Origin of the sequence: Embleya sp. NPDC056575, assembly GCF_042793325.1 — a bacterium.
GTDB lineage: Bacteria > Actinomycetota > Actinomycetes > Streptomycetales > Streptomycetaceae > Embleya.
Map to the genome: position 1 here is coordinate 1 of NZ_JBHTVA010000068.1, position 21,947 is coordinate 21,947.

Sequence of the window (21,947 nt, forward strand, 5' to 3'; positions counted from 1 at the left end):
GGCGGTGGGCCGGTGTGGAGCGGCGGGCGGCGCGGGGTGGGGTCGATGCCGGGGAGGTGTTCGGCATCGCGTGGGCGGTGGTGTGCCGGCGGTGGCTGGCCGGCTACCGGCATCCCCGCAACGGGGGTCGGCCCGACCTGATGTCCTCGGTGCTTGATGCCTTCACACAGGCGCGGCCGTTGATCGAGGGCGTCGAAGCGGTTGGCGATCCGATCGAAGTCCTCCCCTGCGCCTTCCACGCCCTGTGGCACGGGCGGTTGACGGCGTCCTTGGACGAGCCGTTGCACGAACGCGTCCTGGTCGGTCCCGGTGGCCCTTCCCTCGGCGGACACGATGTCCGTGGCGGTGGGAAGGACGAGGACGAGGACGACGTCGTCGGCGGCGAAGACGCGGGTGCCGGTCGTGGCGGAGACGAAGAGTGAACGAGGCGCAGCGGGGTGGTCGGCCGGTGGTGGCGGTCGGTGCGCAGGTGTGTTTTCGCGGTGGGTGGTGGCAAGTCGTCGGCTTGGCCGGAGCGCGGATCCATCTGGTCGGCGAGGGCGGGGCGGAGGAGGTGGTGCTGGCCGGGCACCTGTTCGCCGATCCTGGCTTCGCGGTCCTGGGCGCGGAGGTGGGGCAGCCTTGGGCGGTGCCGCGGTGGGGGTTGTTCGAGACCGCCTCGGCGGCGGCGCGGGAGAGGGCGATGGCGTGGCAGCGGCACATCCGTGAGATCGAGACCGGAGTGGCCGGTGTCGATGGTGGTGGGACGCCGCGGCCGGAGTACGACCCCGAGCGGTTCACCGTGGCACAGCGGGAGCGTGCCAAGGCCGAGGAGTTGACGGCGTCGGGCTTCGGGCGGGTGTCGCGGACGACGGTGCAGCGCATGCGCGGCCGGTATCGGCGGCAGGGATTGTGGGGCTTGGTCGACCACCGCACGACGCATGCCGCCGGCGGGGTGGGACGAACCGACGAGCGGGTCGTCGCTGCGATCGAGGACGTGCTCCGAGGGTGCCGGGGGCGTTCCAAGGGGACCGTCAAGGGCCTGATGCCGTTGGTCGCGAAGGTCCTCGAGGACCGGCACGGTGATGTGGTGGTGATGCCGTCGCAGGCCACCTTCTACCGGCTCGTCCGTGAACTCGCCCAGCCCGCCGACCATCCGGGGCGGCCTGTCCGCAATCCCCCGATCACCGAGGACGGGCGGGGGTTCGTCCCGGCGGTGGCGCCTCGAGCCGGGGAACAGGTCCAGATCGACACGACTCGTCTCGATGTTCTGGCCTTGTTCGAGGACGGCACGGTGGGGCGGCCCGAACTCACGATCGCCGTCGACGTCGCCACTCGGGCGGTCCTGGCGGCGGTGCTGTGCCCGGGCGGGACACAGGCCGTGGACGCGGCGCTGTTGCTCGCGGAGATGGCCGTCCCCCATCCCGCCCGGCCGACATGGCCCGACGCCCTGCGTTTCGCCCACACCCGGCTGCTCTTCCGTGACCGGCTGATGTCGCTGGACGAACGCCTCGCGGGCGCGGCGGCGCGGCCGGTCGTGGTGCCGGAGACGATCGTCGTGGACCGGGGAAAGGTCTTCCTGTCGGGGGCGTTCACCGCGGCCTGTGAGACGCTCGGGATCAGCGTGCAGCCCGCCCCGCCGTTCGCGCCGACGGCGAAGGGCATCGTGGAGCGCACCTTCGGGTCGATCAACTCCCTGTTCTGCCAACACCTTCCGGGATACACCGGCTCCGACGCCGGCCGACGCGGCAAAGACGCCGAGCGTAAGGCGTGTTTCAGTATCGCCCAGTTGCAGGATCTGCTCGACGAATGGCTCGTGCACTGGCACCAGCGTCCCCACGAAGGGCTGCGACATCCGGTGATGCCGAGGGTCGCGTTGACGCCGAACCAGATGTGGGCCGCCCTGGTCGCGGTGGCCGGGTACGTGCCGGTACCGCTGAGCGGCGGCGACTACCTCGAACTGCTGCCGGTGCGATGGCAGGCCGTCACCGAACGCGGGATCCGCATCGACCACCGCACCTACGACCACGAGGTGCTGGGCCCGCTCCGCGGGCAGTCCTCCGGGATCGCCGCCCGAGGCGGGAAATGGGAGGTCCACCACAACCCCCACGACGGCCGCCAGGTATGGGTACGCCTGCCCGACGGCGAGTTGACCGAGATCCCATGGATTCACCGCGACCACGCCCACCACCCGTTCGACGAACGCATGTGGCGATACGTCAAATCGGTCACCGCCCACCACGCGGACCGCGACCGGTACGAGGCCGACCTCGCCGACGCCCTCGCGGCGCTCATGCGCGAGGTCCGCCCCGCCGTGGGGCCCGCCCACACCGAACAACGCCTCCTCGCCCGCGACACACCCACCCGACCGACGACCAACCACCACCACAACCTATCTATTCCTCAAGTCTTCCAACCGGAACAAACGCAGGATAATCACCGTCCTCCGCTGGAAATACCGGAGGATCAGGATCCCCCGAAAGGCCTCGTACCATAAAATCCGCAAAGCTCATCCTATATTCATCCCACCCGAAACGCCAATCAAAAATCAGTGAACACGATGCCCCTTCCGGGGAGCTTCTACACAGAAGGATTTGCGAACCCGTCGATTCGCGTGCAATTGGCACTGCCCAGCCGGATTCCGGATAGATTGGCCACGGCACTAGAGACGCGTCGATCGACCGGGTATACCGATACGACTTGGCAGTTCTTTGGATCTCACGCCCCAGACTCAGGCTTCCTGGCTCCATCGGGGCCTTCGGATGAAAGAAGATGACATTGTTGCGAACTCGCCCGGGTCCGTAAGAGGAAATAAAATCCTTGTAGTCCGACGGCAGTGAGATACAAAATTCTTCCTCGAATTCTCGCCAATCCGCATCGACGCTACGATTTACTTTCGATCTCCCGAGGAACGAGGAAATGCTACTCAACATGCCACTCCTTCTCACGTGCACGTAACCCCACGGTTAGTGGATGCGCTCTGCAAGTCCAGATAGATCGTACAGTTGAGACTAAAACCCTTCGAGCCCTCCGCCTTGAAACGTAGTGCGGACGGGATCGCCAGACCGGACGGAAAGTTTCGATCGGAAGATCGTGTATATACAGGGAGAACACCGAGAGAGACGGTTTGGGTCTTGGCAGCCGTGTTCACCGGCTTTTCAAGAGCCCAGAACATATTTGGATAGTTCACAGGATCCTGATACCCGGGAACAAAGTTTCGGAGCGTATTCCCCGCCTCACCATTAGCACTGGCGATCAAATGTAGAGCGGCTCGATTGTCGGCGGGAAATTGATTAATCCCAGCCGAGTCATTCCAAGTCGGGTCAACGCGAGCATTTCTGCCCACTCGACGATCAGAATTATCGATGACGGCAACCGCACCTGTCGCTCTGCAATCGTTCGCCCCAGGGCCAAAGCGCGTCATCGGCGCATAGAAGTAGCCCACATCTTGCGATGGGTAATCCCGCTCACAAGCGGATAATGTTCTTCTACGCTGAATATCTGCGCTTGAGCCACCGTAACCCAATTCCGTATCTATATTCTCCCCCGGGAAAAATTGCTTTAGAAGCTCGAGCGAATACTTGTCCGCCTCGATCTGCTCTGGAGTGTGCCGGTCTTCCTGCTGCACCGCCGCTTGGATCGGGTCCAAGATCTGCGTCGCATCGAGGACCCCGCGGATGACGGCAGTCAAGGGATCGACGATCGGTGTGGCGGTCGTCGGGGGGCGATTCTTGGGGGCGGTGGGGCGGTGTGGGGGCTTCGGCTTGGGTTTGATCGGAGACTTGCCGCCAGGGCCCTTGCCGTCGTGGCCCTTGCTCCCGGGGCCTTTGCCGCTGCCGGTCCAGCACCCATTGTTGCCAGGGCCGTTGGGATTGCCGCTTGTCCCCGTGGACGGCCCGCTGCTCCCAGGACCGCGGGAGCCGGGTTGGGACTGGGCCCACCTGTTGTATTCGGACCACTTCGTAGAGGCCGCTTCGGCGCGAGCGTAGTCTGCGGCGTAGCTCTGGGCCCACCTGTTGTATTCGGACCATCGCTGTGCCTGCGCCCGCTCGTAGGCGCTCGCCCCACCCGATGACGATCCGTAACTGGTGGCGGCGTTCCATGTCTTCTCGCAGTAGGCGATGCATCCGAGGACTCCGACCGGGATAACTCCGACCATCGGATTGACGCCGCCGAGGTGGCGGCCTGCTTCGGTCGACCTCTGGCGCTCCTGGAGGGGGTGCGGCGGCTCGGGGATCCCGTGGCCGTGTGGCCGGCCGTCCACCACGCGTTGTGGAGCGGGGTGTTGCGCGCGGCCCTGGATCGACCCCTGCACGAGCGGACCATCGCCCGGGGCGACGCAACACGCGTGGTGACGCTTTGAAGGGCAACACACTCGCCGTCGGGGACCGGGTCCGTCTGGAGGGGCGGGAGTGGACGGTCGTGGTCCTGGCGGGGAGTTCGGCGCGACTCCTGGACGAGGCCAGGGCCGTCGCGGCCGTGTCGCTGCCCCACGTGTTCGCCGACCCGGGCTTCGAGGTCGTGGGGGCCGCGCGGCCCGTGGTGCCGCCGTTCGCGCTCCTGGACGCGCTCCCCGAGGACGTCCGCAACCGGGCCCTGGCGTGGGAACGCCACGTACGCGAGGTCGAGTCGGGCCTCGCGGACCCGCGGGGAGGGACTCCGCGGGCGCAGTACGACCCGGCGCTGCGGAATCTGACACAGCGGGAGAAGGCCAAGGCCGCGGAACTGACGGACGCGGGGACGCCGACGAGTGTGGCGACCGTACGCAGGATGCGGGCGCGGTACCGGAGCAAGGGCGTGTGGGGGCTGGTCGATCAGCGGGTGGTGCGCCCCGGGTCGCCGGTGGGGCGGGCCGATCCGCGGGTGGTGGAGGCGGTGTCGGCGGTGCTGCGGGAGCAGCGGGAGCAGCGGGAGCGGTCGACGGGCACGCTGACCGCGATGCGGGTGCGGGTGGGGTGGCTCCTGGAGGACCGGTTCGGGCCGGGTGCGCCGGCGGTGCCGCCCCCGTCGACGTTCAACCGGCTGGTGCACGCGCTCGGCGACGGCCAGGGGCTTTTGGGAAGTGCCGTGCGGCGGCGTGCTCACGCCTGTCGTCCCGAGCCGCCGTTTCGCGTGACGGTGGCCTTGCGGCCGGGCGAGTTGGTGATGATGGACAGCACGTCGTTGGACGTGTTCGCGGTGATGGCGGACGGGGTGCTCGATCGCCCGGAGTTGACGATCGCGATCGACGTGGCGACCCGGGCGATCTGCGCCGCGGTGCTGCGGCCGCCGGGCAGTAGCGCGGTGCACGCGGCGGTGTTGCTCGCGGAGATGGTCGCGCCGATGCGGATGCGCCCGGGCTGGGACGCGAACCTGGCGATGCGGCGGTCGATCGTGCCCTACGAGCGGCTGGTGGGTCTGGACAAGCGGCTGGAGGGGGCGGCCGCTTGGCCGGTGATCGTTCCCGAGACGGTGGTCGTCGACCAGGGGAAGGTGTTCGTGTCCTCCTCGTTCGTGGCCGCGTGCGAGAGCCTGGGGGTGTCGCTGCAGCCGGTGCCGCCGGCGAACGGCCCGGCGAAGGGTCACGTGGAGCGCACGTTCGACGAAAGACATAGCGGCACCCCGACCAGCACGGAATCACCCACGCCACACTCCGACGCCACTGACGACCAACCACCGCCACCCAATCACTCACACCGCGGCAGGCGCCCGGGCGGGTGGCTGACAGCACACCACACACTCACATATTGAATGGTCTGAATCGGGCACCCGGACGAGGCCATGACCTGTCCACAAAGGAAGGGCGCTCCGAAGAATGCTGGAAGCATCGAACGAGATATTCGGTGAACGTTCCGTCAGTTTTGAACCATTCTCCAGCCTCGCTGGTGATCACAATTTTCCAATCAGAGGCGTCTGGTGCGGACGGGAGGAAGAAATAGCTGTTCGAATGCTGGTCCGAACCCCATTCAATCAAGCCATTTCGATCCGGAGCGAAAGCGTACGGGTAAGCATCAGGACGGGACTCCCTTGCCCTCACCCACGACGCCAGGGACCAAAACTCCACAACCTCTTCGGATGACGGCCCTTCAGGGAGATCCAATAGCAGATACTCATCCAACAGACCCGGGCCGTAGAAATCCATAAATTGTTTATAATCTGACGGCAACCGAAGCCCCAGATATTCTTCGCTCGCAATCCATACATCGGAATTTGAACGAACCCACCAGTCCGGATCCCCCAGCAGTGAACGCAAAGATTCGAAACTCGACATATGTGCAAACTCCATTCACCGGATCGTGCGCCCATCTACGGACAACTACGGAACGCCGCCTCTGTTGGCGCAACTATCCCACGAATCGACTTGGCACCCACCAACGCAGGCACGTTCACTCGCCCCTGCTCTGCGAACACTCCCCGTCAACACCATCACACTCGACCAACCAACGTCGCCCGTACCCGCCGCGCCCCGTCTTCGGCGATATGCGCGCAGATCAACGCAAAGATGCCAGCGATGTTGACCCTTCCCGAGAGGAAACAAGCGGGGCATCATTTTCTGTAGTCCTGCGAGCTGCAGATCGGCGCCTGCGGATTTTGCACGTTCTGAACATAGCAATCGACATTCATGCCCCGATTGCCATTGGCCGTCAAGTGCATGTAATCGGGCCTTGCCCCCGCACCCGGCGAATATACCGGCCGTACTTCGTACACGACTTTCTGCCCATTCTTGATCTCTCCGGCGATTGCATTTTCGATAGTGCTCATTTCCGGGCTATTCGCCCTCTTCCACAAGGGGACAAGGTTTCTGAGATCGGTACCCGATCCACCGAATTGCCTGCCCATGATATGGCCACGAGCTCGCTTGTTCTCCGGAATTTCCCAGAAACCAGGAGGTTGAACCATTCCGGATTCGAATGCTTTATTCCATGCGGTGGGAGTGCCATCTTCGAGATCCAGAGGGCTATTGAACCTGCCTATGGCTCCCGTGGCCCGGCACCCGTCTCTTCCTGGCCGGAAACGCTCGCGAGGGTAGTAGGTTATATTTCCATGAAGATTCTGACCAGGACCGTCGTCGCATCTATCCGAGTCGGCAGAATCACCTCCGGGATTTCTGGCTTCGGGTGCAACCAAGAAGGCATTCTCCTCCTCAGAACGGGACAGAGTTTCATCTTGAGAATTGAAAGCGGTTTCAGGGCCCCCCAATGGATTTTGAATATTATCCAGCGTCCGGCTTCCGTCCAGAAAACCTCTAATGATGGCCACCAGCGGGTCAACAATCGGTGTTGCGGCAGTCGGGGGCCGGTTCTTGGGGGCAGTCGGGCGGTGTGGGGGCTTCGGCTTGGGCTTGATGGGAGGCTTACTCGATGGGCCCTTGCCGGGGCCCTTACCGCCTCCACCTCGGCATCCCACGACGCAGCGACCCGGTCCGCCGGAACCGCCGGGGCCGGTGGTGCTTCCGGGGCCCTTACCAGGGCCGCCGCTGGATCCGCAGGCGCCGTAAGTTCGGCATGCCCAGGCGTTGAGGTCGCCTGCCCGCGTCCCGGCTGCCGCCGCGCTGGAGGCGGCGCTACTGGCAGTGGTGGGGTGAGCTATCCACCAACTGGCCACTGCACCAGCGCCGGCCGTTGCTCCCCCGCTTCCGGTCCACGAGTTCCACTTGTTTTTGATCTTGGATCCGAGGCTTTGAGCACCGGACCATGTGTTCGACAGGCCGTTGGCCAAACCCTGCGCCAGGGACTGGCACTTGGCTATGCATGCGGCACCGACGGCAAGGGCCCCTGCGGCAGCCCAATAGACCGCAGATCCCTCTACCACGCAGCCATCCCATAGGCAATGTCCAGAGGGGTCGGTGTTCCCCATGGGATCGCTTCCGCCGTATGCATATCGGTTGGCATTGGCTGAGGGGCTTGGGTTGAGGGTCCAGGTGTCTCGGGAGTCGAAGCCGCCGGTTGATGGGTCGTACCAGCGGCTGGACATGTTGACTTGGCCGGTGGTGGGGTCGGTCCAGGCGCCCTGGTAGCCGAGGCCGGGCTTGGGGCCGGTCTGGGTGGTGACCTGGCCGAAGGGGTCGTATGTGGTGGAGCTTGTGCGGTTGAGGGTGGTGGGGTCGATCGCTGCGGTGACGTCGCCGTGTTGGTCGGTGATGGCAAGGGTGCCGGTGGTGCCGTTGCCGGTGGCGATCAGGTCGCCGCCCGCGCCTCGGGTGAATTTGGTGGTGCCGTCGGCGACGAGGTTGTTGGTGGTGCCGTCGTAGGCGAAGCCGGATTGGCCGTCGCGGGCGACCATGCGGCCCTGGGCGTCGTAGCCGTACGTGGCGCTGTCCTGGGCGAGTTGTTCGAACGCGTCGAATTGCAGCGACTTGGTCAGGCCGGGGACGGTGATCGTGGAGCGGGTGCCGCGTGGGGTGTAGGTGTAGGTGGTGTCGCCTGCGGTGAGCAGGCGGTTGCGTTCGTCGTAGGTGGCGGTCTTGGGGCCGGCGGTGGTGCGGTTGCCGGCGGCGTCCCAGGTGTAGGGGGTGGCTGTGGTGCCGTCGTTCCACTGGGTGAGGCGGCCGGCCAGGTCGTAGGTGTAGGTGTTGTCGCGGCCGCCGGTGGTGGAGTCGTCCTTGCCGGTCATGTGGTCGTCGGCGTCGTAGGTGTAGGAGGTGGAGATCCTCGGCAGGTCGTCCCCTCCTCGTACCTCGTCCGTCGTCATTCGGCCGAGGTCGTCGTAGGCGAATGCGCGGTCGGCTCGAACGGCGGAGCGGGCCGCTGCCGTGTTGGTTTGTGGCCATTCGATGATGGGCCAGTGGTCCCAGTACTTCTGCCCCACGACGTTGCCGGAGCCGTCGTAGGCGTATTCCACGGTGTGGCCGGTCTGCGGATCCGATGCGAGGTAGGGGCGTCCCTGGTGGTTGTACGCGAAGCGGGCGGTGCCGGCCGCGTCCGTGCGTTCGGCCATCTGGCCTTCGGCGTCCCAGGTGTAGTGCGAGGTGCCCGAGGTGCCGGCGGTGGTCAGCAGGAGGCCGCGGTCGTTGTAGGTGTAGGTGTTCGTGGACTTGGGGGCCGCCGCGCCGAGGGTTTGTGCCTTGGTCAGGCGTCCGGCGTCGTCGTAGGCGAACACGCGTTTGTCGGTGGTGGCTTCGGCGCCGGTGCCGGTTTGTTCGATCAGGCGGCCGAGGTGGTCGTAGGCGTTGTCGGAGCGCACGCCGCCCGGTGCCGATTGGATCGTGGCCTGGCCCACGGCGTCGTACGTGGTGGTCCAGGTGCGGTCGGCGGGGTTCGGGTGTGCGGTGGTGGCGGGCTCGATCACGCTCTCGGGCTGGTCCCAGGCCGTGTGGGTGTAGATCGTGGCGTTGCCCTTGCCGTCGGTGAAGCGCGTACGGTTGCCCACCGCGTCGTACCCGAAGGAGGAGACGATCGACTCCGTCGCGTTGATCTTCTCGGTCTGGCGGATCAGGCGACCGGCGGCGTCGTAGGCCAGGTCGGTGCGACCACCGGCGGGGGTCACGGTCGAGGTCTGGTTGCCGTTGGGGTCGTACGACTGGGACGACGTGCGCAGGGATGCCTCGCCCAGGACGTCGCCGTTGTAGCGCATGACGATGTCCTCGACCTTGTCCGCCCGGCCCAGCGGGCTGTAGGTCCATCGGTTGCCCCGCCCTTGCCCGTCATAGGCGCGGACCTGGCGACCCAACCCGTCGTAGTCGACGGTGACTTCGTCGGTGTCGCCCCATCGGCGCGTCGGCTCTCCCGCCGGGTTGTAGACCTGGAACGCCTCGCGGCCCGTCGGCGACGTGGTCGCGACCACGCGGCCCGCGTCGTCGTAGGTCATCGTGGTGGTGAAGTTGTTGGCCGTCGGGAAGCGTTCGACCCGGGTGGCGGTGAGTTGGCGGCCGAGTTGGTCGTAGGTGGCCTCGGTGCGGGCGCCTTCGGGGTCGACCGCGGACAGTTGGCGGCCGTTGGCGTCGTAGGTGTAGTGCCAGGTGGGGGGCGTGGGTGGGGTGTCCGTGAAGGTCTGGTTCAGCAGCGGGCCCCGGTTGGTGCCCGGGGCGGCCAACACGCTCGGCTGGGTGGGTGCTTGGGGGGCCGTCTTCTCGACGACGTTGCCCATGCGGTCGTAGCGCACCTTGCTGGTCCGGCCGAGCGGGTCGGTCGACTCGATGGCGCGGCCGGCCTTGTCGTAGCGGACCTGGGAGGTGGCGGTGATCGGCTGGCCGGCACCCGCGGGGGTGTACGGGGGCAGGGTTGTGGCGGTGGTGCGGCCCGTGCGGTCGGTGACGCTCGTGGTCACCCGGCCGTTCGCGTCGCGGGAGACGACCGGCTCGCTGAAGGTGTTGTAGCCGACGGTCGTGGTCGGGCGGGTGTTCGTCGGCGGGGCGCCGGCCACCGTGACCTCGACGGTCGGGGACGCCGTGGAGATCTCCCGGCCCAGGACGTCGTAGGTGTGGGTGATCGTGTGCGCGCTCGGCGTCGCGCCGGTGGCGTTTCCGTTGGGTGAGACCTCCTCCAGGACCAGGCCGCGTTGGTCCCGCTTCCAGGTGCCGACGAGGACGTCGTCGACGCGTGGGGCGGCGGTCTCGTTGTGGGCGGTCTGACGCAGGACGCGGCCGGCCTTGTCGTAGGTGAAGTCGGTCGCTTCGGGGGTAGTGATGCCGGCGCCGGTGCGCTGCGTGCGGGCGACGAAGCCGGCAGTGTCGTATTGCGTGGTGCTTTCGCGGTTCAGGCCGCCGGGGTCGAGGACGGTCCTGGTCGGGCGGTTCAGTGCGTCGTAGGCGATCTCGGTGATCGTGGTGCCGCCGGTGGTGCTGCGTGTGACGTTGCCGGCGCCGTCGTAGCCGAGGCGTTCCAGGACGATGTCTCGGGTCGTGCCGTTGGGTTGCCGGACGGCGCGGGCGATGGTCTCGGCCTTGGTGTCGTCGTCGTAGTAGGTGTAGGAGGTGGTCGCGCCCATGGCGTCGGTGATCGAGGCGAGGCGGCCGGCGGGGTCGTAGGCGCGGGACTGTACGACGAGGTCCCGTGGGGTTCCGGAAGGGTCGCCGTCCCAGCCGATCAGGGTGGTCTCGGCGGGTTGTCCGCCCGGTGTGTAGGTGTGGCGGGTTTCGGTGCCGACCGGGTCGGTGGTCGAGGTCAGGCGTCCGAAGGCGTCGTAGGCGGTTCGGGTCACTCCGCCCTCGGGGTCGGTGGCGGTTTCGGGTCGGCCCTTGGCGTCGTAGGTGTAGGTGGTGGTGCGGGTGGTGTCGCCGCCGGTGAGGTCGGCGGTGGATTGTTCGACCACGCGGCCGTCGGCGTCGTAGGTGGTGGTGCCGCGGATCGTGTGGGTGACGCCGGTGATCTCGTTGCGGACGCCCGGCCCGGTCGCGGTCGTCGGCCGCGACGCGTAGTCGTAGGACGTGGTCGTGGTGACGCCGGCGGGGACGCTGTCCGAGACCTCGGTGGTGGTGATCTTGCGGCCGATTCCGTCGTAGGTCTGGCGGGTGATCAGCCCGACCGGGTCGATCGTGGAGGCCAGGTCGCCGTTGGCGTGGTAGGCGAAGGTGGTGACGCGGTCGCCGGGTTCGGTGGTGGAGGCGAGCAATCCGGCCGGGACGGTGCCGCCGCCGACCGCGGCCTCCGTGCCGGTGGTGTAGGCGCGTTGGGTGGTGGATCCGTCGGGTCGTGTCTCGCCGCTGGGGTGGCCGGTGGGGGTGTACGTGTATGTGGTCTTGTACGTGTTGTCGCCGACGTCGGCGGTGCGCGGGTCGCGGATCGCGACGAGTTGGTCGTTGCGCGGGTCGAGCGGGTCGTCCTTGTTGAGATGGAACTCTTGGTACCCGGTCCAGCATTGGGTGGTGGTGCGGCAGGTGGTGCGGGATATCTCGTTGCCGCGTGTGTCGTGGCCGCTGATGACCGAGTTGCCGTTGGCGTCGGTGACGGTGTGTCGGAAGCCGCCGCTGTCGTAGCCGTAGGTGGTGGTGGCGCCCTCGACGTCGGTGACGCTGAGCGCGCGGCCGCGGAACGCGTCGTAGGTGCGCGTTTCCTGGCGGTTGTTCGGGTCGGTGACCGTGGTCGTGGTGGTGAGCGTGGCCGGGTCGGTGGTGGAGCCGCTCGCGTAGTGGGTGCCGATGGTGTCGGCGCCGAGTGCCTGGTGGTGGATGGCCACTTCGTCGATGGCGCCCTTGAAGTAGCCGCGGACGTCGGTGGGCTTGGCGGGCCAGGCGAGGTTGTTCACCGATCCGGCGCCGATGGTGAGGTACGGGTCCACGACGACGAAGGTGGCGTCGAGGGGGGTGCCGACGATGTTGCCGTCGAGGTAGAGCTTTTGTGTCTTGCCCGGGGTGTCGACGCTGAGGGCGAGGTGGTGCCAGCGGCCGTCGAGGACCGATTCCGGTGAGGTGATCGGGGCGGGTGTGCCGTTCCAGACCTCGCCGCGCAGTTGGCCGTCGGTGCCGACGTAGAGCATGGGTGTGGCCGGGGTGTCGGGGTTCGTGTACGGGAGTTCCTGGGTGGAGTAGCCCATCAGCACGCCCGGGCCCTCGGCTTGGAACCACATTTCCACGGTGAATTGTGGGACGCCCGTCAGTTGGTCCTTGGGCAGGCGGATGTTCGACGCGGTGCCGTCGAAGCCCGCCGCTCGGTCGCCGCCGGGGCCGAAGGCGCCCACGACGCCCTGTCGGACGTTCCAGGCACCGGCGGCGTCGGTGGCGGGTCCGGGCACGAGGTCGATCGGCGCGGTGGCGCTGTCGGTGAGCGTGAGAGGCCAGTATCCGGTCGGGCCGGAAGCGAGGATCGTCCTGCGGTAGTCCGCCGCCAGGTCCTGGGCCGCGCTCGCGTGTGCGGCGGCGGTGGTCGCGTCCAGGCTCTTGCGGTAGACGGCGACTTCGTCGATCTGCCCGTAGAAGTGTCCGTCGCCCGGCGGCGCCTTCTCGTATCCGAGCGTGGTTCCGGCGCCGATGAAGTTGCGCAGGCTCTTCTCGTGGAAGACCGCGCCGCTGATCGTGCCGGCCGCCACACCGTCGAGGTAGAGGGTGTGGACGAGGCCGTCGGTGGTCAGGACGACGTGATGCCAGTAGCCGTCGGTCACCGATGCCTCGGTGACGATCTGCGGTAGGGCGGTTCCGCTGGTCGTGAAGAACTTGCCGCGGAGTTTCCCGTCGGTGTCGACGTACAGGGCGGGTGTGTAGGTCGTCTGGGGCTCGCCGATCCCGGCGGATTGGTAGGCGAACAACACGCCCGGCGTCGACGTGCGGAAGGACAACTCGATGGTGGCCTGGGAGGAGCCGTGGATCAGGCCCTGCGGCAGTTCGATGTAGGACGTGGTGCCGTTGAAGTCCGCGGAGCCCTCGTCCTCCGTGGTGCCCACGGGGTAGCCGGTCGTGTCGTGGGCGCGTCCGGCGCCATTGGTGCCGCGGGTGCCCTGCTGGGAGTCGACGCGGGCTCCGGAGGTCTCGTTGAGGCGGTAGTACGACCACGGGCCCGAGGACGTGACCGCCGCCCGGTATGCGGGGGCGCTGTTCGGGACGGCCGCGCTTCGTGCCGCGAAGTGTTCGGTCACCGCACTCGCGTCGATCGCGCGGTCGTAGACGGCGACTTCGTCGATGGAGCCGTCGAAGCGGTTGTTGGTCGCGGGGGCCTCCGGCCAGCCGGTGGCGAAACCCGCGCCCAGGTATACGCGGCTGGAGGCCTCGTGGTTGACCGCGCCGTTGACGGTGCCCGTCTTGGTGCCGTCCAGGTAGAGCGTCTGTACGGTTCCGTCGGCGGTGAGCACCGCGTGGTGCCAGCGGCTGTCGGTGACCGACGTGGTGGAGGCGATCGGTGGCTGCCAGGGGGCGTCGGCCTGGAGGAACTTCCCGCGGAGTTTGCCGTTGGTGTCGACGTAGAGCGCGGGCGTGTAGTTTCCGCCGACCCCTGCGGGGTCGTCGATCGTGTTGGACTGGTGTCCGAGGATCACTCCGGGCTTGTCCGTCTTGAACCACAGCTCGAGGGAGAGCCGCGGCATCGTCCGCAGCAGGTTCTGCGGCAATTCGACCCAGGAGGTGGTGCCGTTGAACTCGGCCGCAGTGTCGTCGCCACCCGCGAACGTGCCGGCGCGGCCGGGGATCACCTCGTGGTAGGTGCCGGGTCCGGCGTTGCCCGAGGTGTTGCGCGCGGTGGTGCCGTTCTGCTCGCCGAGGCGGTAGTAGGCCACCGGCGTGGAGGCGGTGACGGCGCCCGCGTAGGCGGCGGAGGATGCCGTGTAGGTGGGCTGAGACAGCTTCCACGCGCCGCCGTTGACGTCGGTGACCTGCGTGACGCGGTCGGTGCGCGCGTCGTAGGCGACCTCGGCGTGGGTGCGGCCGGACGGCAGCGTGACCTTGGTCAGCTGGGTGGCCGCGGCACGCGCCGCGTAGTGCTCGGCCACGCCGGTCGCGCCCAACGGGCGCTCGTACAGGGCGACGTCGTCGATGCTGCCCGTGAAGTACGAAATGTTCCCGGGCGATTGGGGCGTGCCCTGGGCGAAGCCGGCGCCGATCACGGTGTTGCTCGCGGCAGGGTGGTAGACCTCGCCCGGGAGGGCGCCGACGGTCTGACCGTCGAGGTAGAGGGTCTGTGCGGTTCCGGTGGCGGACAGGACGGCGTGGTGCCACTGGTCGTCGGTGACGTTCGTCGTGGAGGTGATGGGGTCGGGGGTGGTGCCTCGGGTGAGGAAACGGCCGCGGAGTTTGCCGTTGGTGTCGATGTACAGGGCGGGGTTGAAGTCGCCGCCGACGCCCGCGGGGTCGTCGAGGGTGCGGGTCTGTTGGCTGAACAGGACGCCGGGGCGGGTGGTCTTGAACCACATCTCGATGCTGAGGAACGTGGACTTGCCGACGATGTCCGCGGGGAGTCGGATGTGGGAGGAGGTGCCGTCGAATCCGGCGGCCTGGTCGGGGGATCCGGCGAGCGCGCCGGGCCGACCGAGGGTGACGTTGCGGTATTCGGCGCCCTCGCGGGCGGTCGCGGTGGGCACGGTGTCGGCCGCGGTGGTGGTCGGGCCCGCCTCGCCGAGCCGCCAGTACGAGCGGGGGGCGGCGTCCATCACGACGGAGCGGTAGTGCGATCCGGTGGTGTAGTCGTACCGGGTGCACGGCGCGGCCGGGCCGCCGGCGGGGGCGGGCGGGCAGACGGTGGTCAGCCGGTCGCCGTCGTAGCCGTACGTCCACACCGGGCCGGGCGTGTTCGCGTCGATCGGGTTGGTGCCGGCCTGGGTGACGTGGGCGCCGGTCCAGGTGAAGGTCAGGTAGCGGCCCGAGGTGGCATCGGTGGCCCTGGAGATGCGGCCGTCGGTGCCGTAGGTGATCTGTTGGGTGCGGCCGGCGTAGTCGGCGACGGAGAGCAGGCGGCCGTTCGCGTCGAAGACCTGGCGGGTGCCGGACTTGTCGGCGAGTTGCCAACCCCCGCCGGGCACGGCGGTGAAGGTGGCGAAGCCGCCGGAGGGTGCGGCGTAGGTGCCGTCGGGGTTGCGGCCGAAGCGGACCTGTCCGCCGGTGGCCAGGACCACGACGACGTTGCCGGAGCCGTCGTTGTCGGGGATGGCCCGCATGTCCCAGCGGGATGCCCAGCCGGCGCCGAACGCGGTGTCGGTGCGCGGGTCGAGCGAGTTGTAGGTGCGCGAGACGGTCAGGTCGGGGCCGACCGCGCTCACCGAGGCGTCGGTGGCGGCGGTGGTGTAGTTGCCGACCTGTTCGTTGAACTCCTTGCCGGCCGAGCCCGCCGAGAGCCGGCTGGTGATCGCCGGCTGCGGCACCTGGGTCGAGAACATGGCGGCCCGCGCGAACGTGCCGTCGGCGCCGCCCGCGTCGCCGACGGTGCCGTACCAGGCGTAGGTCTTGCCCCAGGTGAGGTTCCACTCCTTGGGGACCGACCACGGCGACTGCGGTTGCCAGTCGGAGGTGTGGCAGTCCTTGCGGGTGTTCGCGCCGTCGACCTCGCAGACCTCGAACTTGTAGCGCAGCGGTTGGTTCGCGGGCCACGCGTCGCGGTCGTGCCCGGTGACGTGGAGCATGGGGGTCAGGGTCGAGAAGGTGTAGCCGCTCGGCGGCCAGGCGGTGTCGACGGCCGGCGGGCGGTTGGGGATGGTGAACACGGCTGGGTTCGGGCGCACCGACGGGCTCTCGCCATCGCCGATGTAGGCGTACCAGGCGTACTTGCCGCCCTTGGCCAGTCCCCAGCTCGGCGGAACGGTGAACGACGCGGACGTCTGCCAGGGGGTGTTCTTGCAGTCCTTGCGGTAGTCCTGGCCGTCGACCGTGCAGACCTCGAAGTAGTAGTCGAGGGACGGGCGGGGGTAGTTGTCGGGGTCGTTGCCCGCGACGGTGAACGTGGGGGTGGTGGTGTCGGACTCGTAGCCGTTGCCGGGGGTCATCGAAGTGATGACGGGCCATTTGTTGGCGGTGCCGAGTGCCATCGGCAGGGGCGGGACGCCCATCTGGGAGAACTTGGGAATGTTGGTGCCGTCCATGTCCCAGGCGAGGGTGTACGTGCCGGGGGGCAGTTTGGCGATGGTGGCGTCGAGGGTGACCGACTGGCCCGGGGGGACGTCGTTGGGCAATTGTGTCCAGGCGACCGTGTTCAACTCGGTGCCGCTCGCGTTGAACAGGCGGTAGTGGAGGGAGTGGATGCCCTTGGTCCAGCCGACAGCGCCGTTGTTGGTGACGGTGACGTTGGCGATGCCGTCCTGGGTCGCGGTCACCTCGCGCACGAGGTTGTTGAACCTGTACGCGGCGCGGTAGGGGGTGTAGTCGATGTCGAGTTTGACGCCGCCGTTGGGTGCGGTGTCGAACTTCTTCCACGTCTTCGGGTCGCCCTCGGTGGTGCGCACGGTCAGGCCGTTGTTCGCCGCTCCCGTAACCCAGCCCTGAATCAGGTCGCGCCCGCCCGAGCCGAGGTCGACGACGCCCCAGCCGTCGTTGCAGCCGTCCGACTCGTTGCCCAGCGCAAAGGAGGCCGAACCGAGGGCGGGGCCGTAGGAGGGGCCCGGCCAGCGCACCGAACTCGGGTTCCAGGCGGCGGTGTTGCCGTGTACCGACACCGCGCGCGGCGCCTGGCAGTCCCACGAGTGCACGTTCCACAGCGCGAGTCGGGCGCCGGTGATCGTGTTGTTCTGCAACTGGGCGGAGACCGCCGAGGTGTTGAGCAGGATCGCGGCGTTGGCGCAGCCGCTGTCGCAGTTGTAGCCGAGGCGGTAGACGTCGGTCTGGAAGAAGTTGCGGCCCTGGACGATGCTCACAGAGTTCGACGCGGGCGTGACCGCGACGGTGGGGTCGACCTTGACCGGGTACACGCGGCGGGCGTCGTTCAGCCACGCGCGGTCGAGCTTGACGCGCAGGACTCGGGTGTTGTCGTCGCGGGTGAGGAGTTCGTAGGTCACGCCGCCGGATGTGGCGCCCTCGCCGGAGGCGGGGGCGACGGCGGAATCCATCATCCACCCGTGCGGAACCATCGCCTGGACCGCGCCCGCGGTGTCGGTCAACACGACGTTGCCGTTCTCGTCCAACGTGGGGGTCAGGCCCGCCAGGTGCAGCGGGAAGTCCCAGGTGTCGGGCGCGGACGGCGAGTTGAGAAGGATCGTCTCCTTGATCTCGCCGTCGCCGGCCTTGAGGTTGACGTCCGACTGAGGACGGGCGCCGGTGAAGGTGATGCTGTCGGACGCCGTGCGGCCGACCGTGGGGGTCGCGTTGTCGAGGCCGAAGCCGACACTGGTTCCGTTGCCCGTGTGCAGGGTCGCCAGCCGCGCCGCGTCGGCCTTGGTGGCGACGTCGACGGGGTTGGCGGCGGCGCGGGTACGCCACCACGCCGGGTCGGCGGGGTTGCCGCCCATCGGGGCGAGGGTGTTGTCGACCCTGGCCCATGTCCCGTCCGGGAGACGGTAGTTGACCGGGTCCTGGGAGACCTTGAGGGTACGGCTGCCGTCGACGTTCTCGTAGACACTGGTGTGCGAGTCGCGCTCGGCCGGGAGTTCGCGGCTGGTCCGCTCGTCGAACGACGAGCCCGCAGCCGGCTTGGCGGGCTCCGTCGGGGCGGCGGTGATCGTGGTGCCGCCGGCCTGCGGCGCCGACTGGACCTGCTGCGTGACGGCGCCCGCGAGCGGCCGCTCCGGCGTGGACTCGACCGGGAGCGGCGTCAACGGCCCCTGATCGGGGCCGAGTTCACCGGGGGCCTTGCCGGCGGGACGCCCATCGGTGTCCAATCCCGCGCGGGTCCGGGCCGTGTCGACCTGGTGCGAACGGCCGGCGGCCGATCCCCACTCCTGGGACGGCTTGCCGTACCTCGTCTCACCCGGGGCGGCGGCGGACACGGCGGACGCCCCACCGACGACGAGACCCACGGTCATCGCCATCGCGGCGACGAACGCGGTCGGACGCTGCACACGCAGCCACAACAGCCCACCGAACACGGGACTGCTCCCCCACGAGATAGAGAAATGACAGGCGCACATCCAAACGGCTGGTGAAAACCCACGGCAATGTATGTAGAAACTTGTCGACAGATGATTCACGTCATACGAAATCCCTACAACCTTGCAGCCCCTTCAGGAGTCGATGGGGCACCAACAGGAATGCAGACGTGGGTATTTGGTCGGATTACGACCCGCCGGTGAGAGGCAGGGCGGATGCCCGGGCATCGCCACACACGGCATGCAGGACGTCCAGGCGAGCGCGGCCGAGCCGCTGCCCGGGCAGCGGCTCGTCGCCGGCAACTCCCTGCCACCGTGAGGCTGATCGCCGGTATCACCGGGGGCGGTGGTCCCGGTGTGCTTCAGCATCCACGCAGAATGATCCCGCCACCCTTCACGCACACGTGGAGGAGCGCTACCACGACAAGGCCCACGGCCTATCCGAAGCAGAGCCGAGGGCCGATCGTCACTCTGCCCGTTACCCGCGCTCCTGCCCCTGGCGGCGATCCTCACCGATCTTCGGCGTCTTCTCGGCTCAAGATTTATCCCTTCTCTTCGTTTTCGGAAGCCGCCTTTTTCACCCGTTCTCGGGCGTTCCGATCCGATGCGGTGGCGCGAAGCCGGGGTGTTTTCTTCTCCCGGGGCCGCCCGGAACCGGGTCGCGTGAATTTCGGCCCACGGGCCGGGTGCCCACTCGGTCTCGCCCGTGTCGAAAGGCGCTGCCGGAGGAAGCGGGAGACCGGGAAGGCGCCCACGCCCAACGCCCGTACCGCCCGGTCGCCGATTCCGGAAACGCCTACGCGGATTCGCGATCCGCGTGGTCGTCTCGCCCGGTACGGTGTGCAGCCGATCGTCCGGGGGATGGGTGGGGTGTCGTGGCGGGGTTGCGTGTGACGGTGTGTCTGCCCGCGAAGGCACCAGGCGGTGACCTCGCGGCGGCGATCGGCGCGGCGATGGCTCCGTTCGAGGAGGACCACACCTCGGACGAGGCGCGCGACATCTGGGACTCGTGGACCATTCGCGGCGGCAGCGACGGCTGCGGCTACTTCGTCGCCCCCGGCCACGCCGACGACCCGCGTCTCGTCCACGACACGCCGTGGTCCGACGGAGAGGAACTGCCGAGTCTGCCGGGCATGTCGGCCGGAGGCCCCCGGGAGACGCTCGATTTCACGCAGCCGCGGACCAGGGCGAGGGCGGCCCTCCGCTCCGGGTGGGAGCTGTGGCGTCGGATCCACACGGACGGGCGGCCCGTTCGGCCGCTGTCCTGGTTCGAGACCCGGTACGAATCGGAGCACGCGGTGTGTCCCGGCCCGGAGGCGTTCTGGGATTACGCCGCCCAACCGGAGGTCAGGGAGTTCCACGACCGCTGGAGCCGGATGAAGGACATCCCCGGGATGCTCAACTTCGGGTACTCCACCATCAGGGATCTGGATTCCTGGTTCGCGGGCGACCGCGAGGAGTTCGTCGAACGCGAAGCCCCCAGAGCGCTCCGGCACTTCGGGGACCTGCTCACCCTCGACGGCTGGTGGATCGAGGCGGGAAGAAGCGACGCCGGCGTCCACGGCCCCTGTGGTGAACCGGTGCCATGCGAGCACGCACCGCACGACCCCCTCTGCCTGACCGATCCGGTCAACTACCTGGAATCACTCCGCGACGACACACTCCTCGTCACACTCAGGTGCCACGTCTGAACCCCGCTCAACACACGACGGCCACCACCCCCGCCCACCCGGACCCCGGACCGCCGCCGCCCCCGCGAGGCCGACGAAAAACGAGAGCAACCACCCAGATCTTCCCAACGGAACCGACCATCCGTCCCGGATCCCGCAAAACCACAGGTCACAGGCCGAACGAAGTCGAACAAGACAGCAAAACCACAGGTCACCCAGTCAAGATCCCATATCCCAGATTCCGCAAATCCACTGGTCAACACATGGACGATCGACAAGATCTTTCAAAGCAGCCGGGACGGAGCAGACAGCACGGCCGGGCGACACGACGTCGAGCGGATTCCGAAATCAGGCAATGACCTTGGACACGACCGCGTCGCCCGCTCGCGCCGCTTCGTCGTAGAAGTCCCTGAGGCGGTCCAGGCCTCGCACGATGCGATCGGCATCGTCCTGCTCCCAGGTGAGGTTGCCCTTGCCGACGAAGGCCGCCTCCGCGGCGAGTTCCGTGTCCCAGCCCCGAACCCATGCCTCGTACGGGAGATCCCGCAACGACTCCGCGGCGGCTCGCACCGCGTCGGCGGTACGAACGAACACCTCGACGCCGACGAAGCCGTAGTCCGGGTCCTCCTCGCCCTCGACACGGACCTCCGCCGCCCCGTACACCGCACAATCGTCCTCGTCGGTACGTCCGGAAGCCCCGCGGGTGAGCGTGAAACTCATGAGCGCGTCCAGGTTCACCACGCTCAGGAGCAGCCCCCGTTCCACCAACGGCTCATATTCCGCGTCGAAACGAAACGGAATCAACCCATCCAGCTCACGTGGCGACAGCTCGGACAGCACGGGATCGGGAACCCTGCGCCAGTAGAAATCCACACTCATCGGAAAACCGCTCCCTCGACCGCATCCATGGTTGTGAGGAATCCGCGCCGGCAGGGCCCGCGCCCCGGCCGCGTGGAGTACCTGCGGGCAGAGCAGCAAACGCAAAGAGTCTTCCCCGGGATCCTACCGAGCGGCCACGTCCGGGCTCCACGCGATGGCCGCCGCAGCGACTGGTGCTCCTCCGGTGTTGCCCTGGGAAATCGCGCTCACCCCCGCGGGCGCCTGTACTGATCGGTCAGGCCGGCGTCGCCCCATCCCCGAGACGGGAAGCACAGCATCCAGCGCCGGGTCTCGACGGGCCCTGCGTGTGCCGGGACGTGGGGTTCGATACGTGTGACGAAAATCGAGGCGGCACGCGGTAGGCGACTCCGGAACACCTCGCCCCCATCGTGGACGAGGTGAACCCGCATCGGGTGTCGGACTGCAACCAGGATCTCACCGACACGACCGCATTCCCCGCGTCGAACGCCGGCGACCACGCCTGGCGGTGGCCCACCGAATCGGCCGAACAAGGCGCGACCGCTCTACGTATCCGGCTCGGCGAGGGTCGTGTGCGTGGACACGCGATCGCAGTGCGGACGAACCGGTGACGAAGCCGGGGCCACGCCCCGAAGCGGCCGTAGCCGGGGACGCCCTCGCAGCAACGAGAGGCGTCCGATTCACCATTGCGAACGACGCCGCTGCAGGCGCCCACCCGTTTCGTCGCGCCGCACTCCGGGATCCCGGCCGGCACTCGCGGACCGAGGAAAAGTCGAGAATTCACACGGATCGGTTGTGGCCCAGGCATGATGGCGCCAGGTACCGCAGTTCGGCTCTGCACCGAGACGCACACTCTCCGAGCATTCCGGCATTCCGCCGCGAAGACCATGGACCCGGCATCCCGCAACTGCGACTCGTCGCCGGGAACGTGCGATGGATGAATGTCCGACGACCCGACGGTCGGCGGGCCACCGCCGGCACGGGTAGGGACGCGCCGGACGCGAACGAGCGCATCAGCAACGTGTCGTCCTGGTAGTGACGACCCGGCCGGCGAAGGGAGGGCAACCGATTCGGATCCGGGGACGCCTGGCCCGC

9 protein-coding genes and 1 pseudogene are annotated in these 21,947 nt (G+C 67.9%); 5 read left to right on the plus strand and 5 right to left on the minus strand.

The features are described from left to right. A pseudogene (locus tag ACFRCG_RS37945) lies at window positions 1-422 on the plus strand (hypothetical protein); the annotation flags it as partial. Beyond that, window positions 419-2,476 (plus strand): Mu transposase C-terminal domain-containing protein, encoded by a 2,058-nt coding sequence (locus tag ACFRCG_RS37950; RefSeq protein ID WP_380040094.1) that lies wholly within the window; start codon window positions 419-421, stop codon window positions 2,474-2,476. The pseudogene ACFRCG_RS37945 and the gene ACFRCG_RS37950, both read left to right, overlap by 4 nt. Here the strand turns inward: ACFRCG_RS37950 and ACFRCG_RS37955 are convergent. Together ACFRCG_RS37955 and ACFRCG_RS37960 are read right to left on the minus strand one after the other, a co-directional pair. After that, window positions 2,376-2,912 carry an SMI1/KNR4 family protein gene (locus ACFRCG_RS37955; protein WP_380040096.1) on the minus strand — a complete coding sequence of 179 codons (537 nt, stop codon included), beginning with the start codon at window positions 2,910-2,912 and terminating at the stop codon, window positions 2,376-2,378. The genes ACFRCG_RS37950 and ACFRCG_RS37955 overlap by 101 nt on opposite strands. An 11-nt stretch (window positions 2,913-2,923) precedes the next feature. Beyond that, entirely contained in the window at window positions 2,924-3,670 is a 747-nt protein-coding gene (locus tag ACFRCG_RS37960) for a hypothetical protein (protein ID WP_380040098.1), read from the minus strand. Between the two features lie 486 nt (window positions 3,671-4,156). Between ACFRCG_RS37960 and ACFRCG_RS37965 the strand changes: the two genes are divergently transcribed. Then, window positions 4,157-4,342 (plus strand): hypothetical protein, encoded by a 186-nt coding sequence (locus ACFRCG_RS37965; RefSeq protein ID WP_380014906.1) that lies wholly within the window; start codon window positions 4,157-4,159, stop codon window positions 4,340-4,342. After that, on the plus strand, window positions 4,339-5,709 hold the full coding sequence (locus ACFRCG_RS37970) for a hypothetical protein (protein ID WP_380040100.1): 1,371 nt from the start codon (window positions 4,339-4,341) through the stop codon (window positions 5,707-5,709). Before ACFRCG_RS37965 ends, ACFRCG_RS37970 begins: the two co-directional genes overlap by 4 nt. On the opposite strand, the gene ACFRCG_RS37975 is transcribed toward ACFRCG_RS37970, so the two are convergent. Continuing rightward, window positions 5,699-6,244 carry an SMI1/KNR4 family protein gene (locus ACFRCG_RS37975; protein ID WP_380014900.1) on the minus strand — a complete coding sequence of 182 codons (546 nt, stop codon included), beginning with the start codon at window positions 6,242-6,244 and terminating at the stop codon, window positions 5,699-5,701. The two genes, ACFRCG_RS37970 and ACFRCG_RS37975, sit on opposite strands and share 11 nt — an antisense overlap. Before the next feature lie 260 nt (window positions 6,245-6,504). Further along, window positions 6,505-18,324, minus strand: coding sequence for a LamG-like jellyroll fold domain-containing protein (locus ACFRCG_RS37980; protein WP_380040102.1), 11,820 nt, complete (start codon window positions 18,322-18,324; stop codon window positions 6,505-6,507). Between the two features lie 875 nt (window positions 18,325-19,199). Here ACFRCG_RS37980 and ACFRCG_RS37985 point away from each other — a divergent pair. Continuing rightward, window positions 19,200-20,015: a hypothetical protein gene (locus ACFRCG_RS37985; RefSeq protein WP_380040104.1), complete on the plus strand. Its 816-nt coding sequence runs from the start codon at window positions 19,200-19,202 to the stop codon at window positions 20,013-20,015. Window positions 20,016-20,342: 327 nt separating this feature from the next. Here ACFRCG_RS37985 and ACFRCG_RS37990 read toward each other — a convergent pair whose 3' ends face one another. Beyond that, window positions 20,343-20,873 (minus strand): DUF1877 family protein, encoded by a 531-nt coding sequence (locus ACFRCG_RS37990; RefSeq protein WP_380040106.1) that lies wholly within the window; start codon window positions 20,871-20,873, stop codon window positions 20,343-20,345. Between the last annotated feature and the right edge of the window lie 1,074 nt (window positions 20,874-21,947).

Excerpts from the sequence above, each read along its gene's own strand:
- ACFRCG_RS37975 (WP_380014900.1), bottom strand. The coding sequence starts at position 6,244 with ATGGAGTTTGCACATATGTCGAGTTTCGAATCTTTGCGTTCACTGCTG.
- ACFRCG_RS37990 (WP_380040106.1), bottom strand. The coding sequence starts at position 20,873 with ATGAGTGTGGATTTCTACTGGCGCAGGGTTCCCGATCCCGTGCTGTCC.
- ACFRCG_RS37955 (WP_380040096.1), bottom strand. The coding sequence starts at position 2,912 with ATGTTGAGTAGCATTTCCTCGTTCCTCGGGAGATCGAAAGTAAATCGT.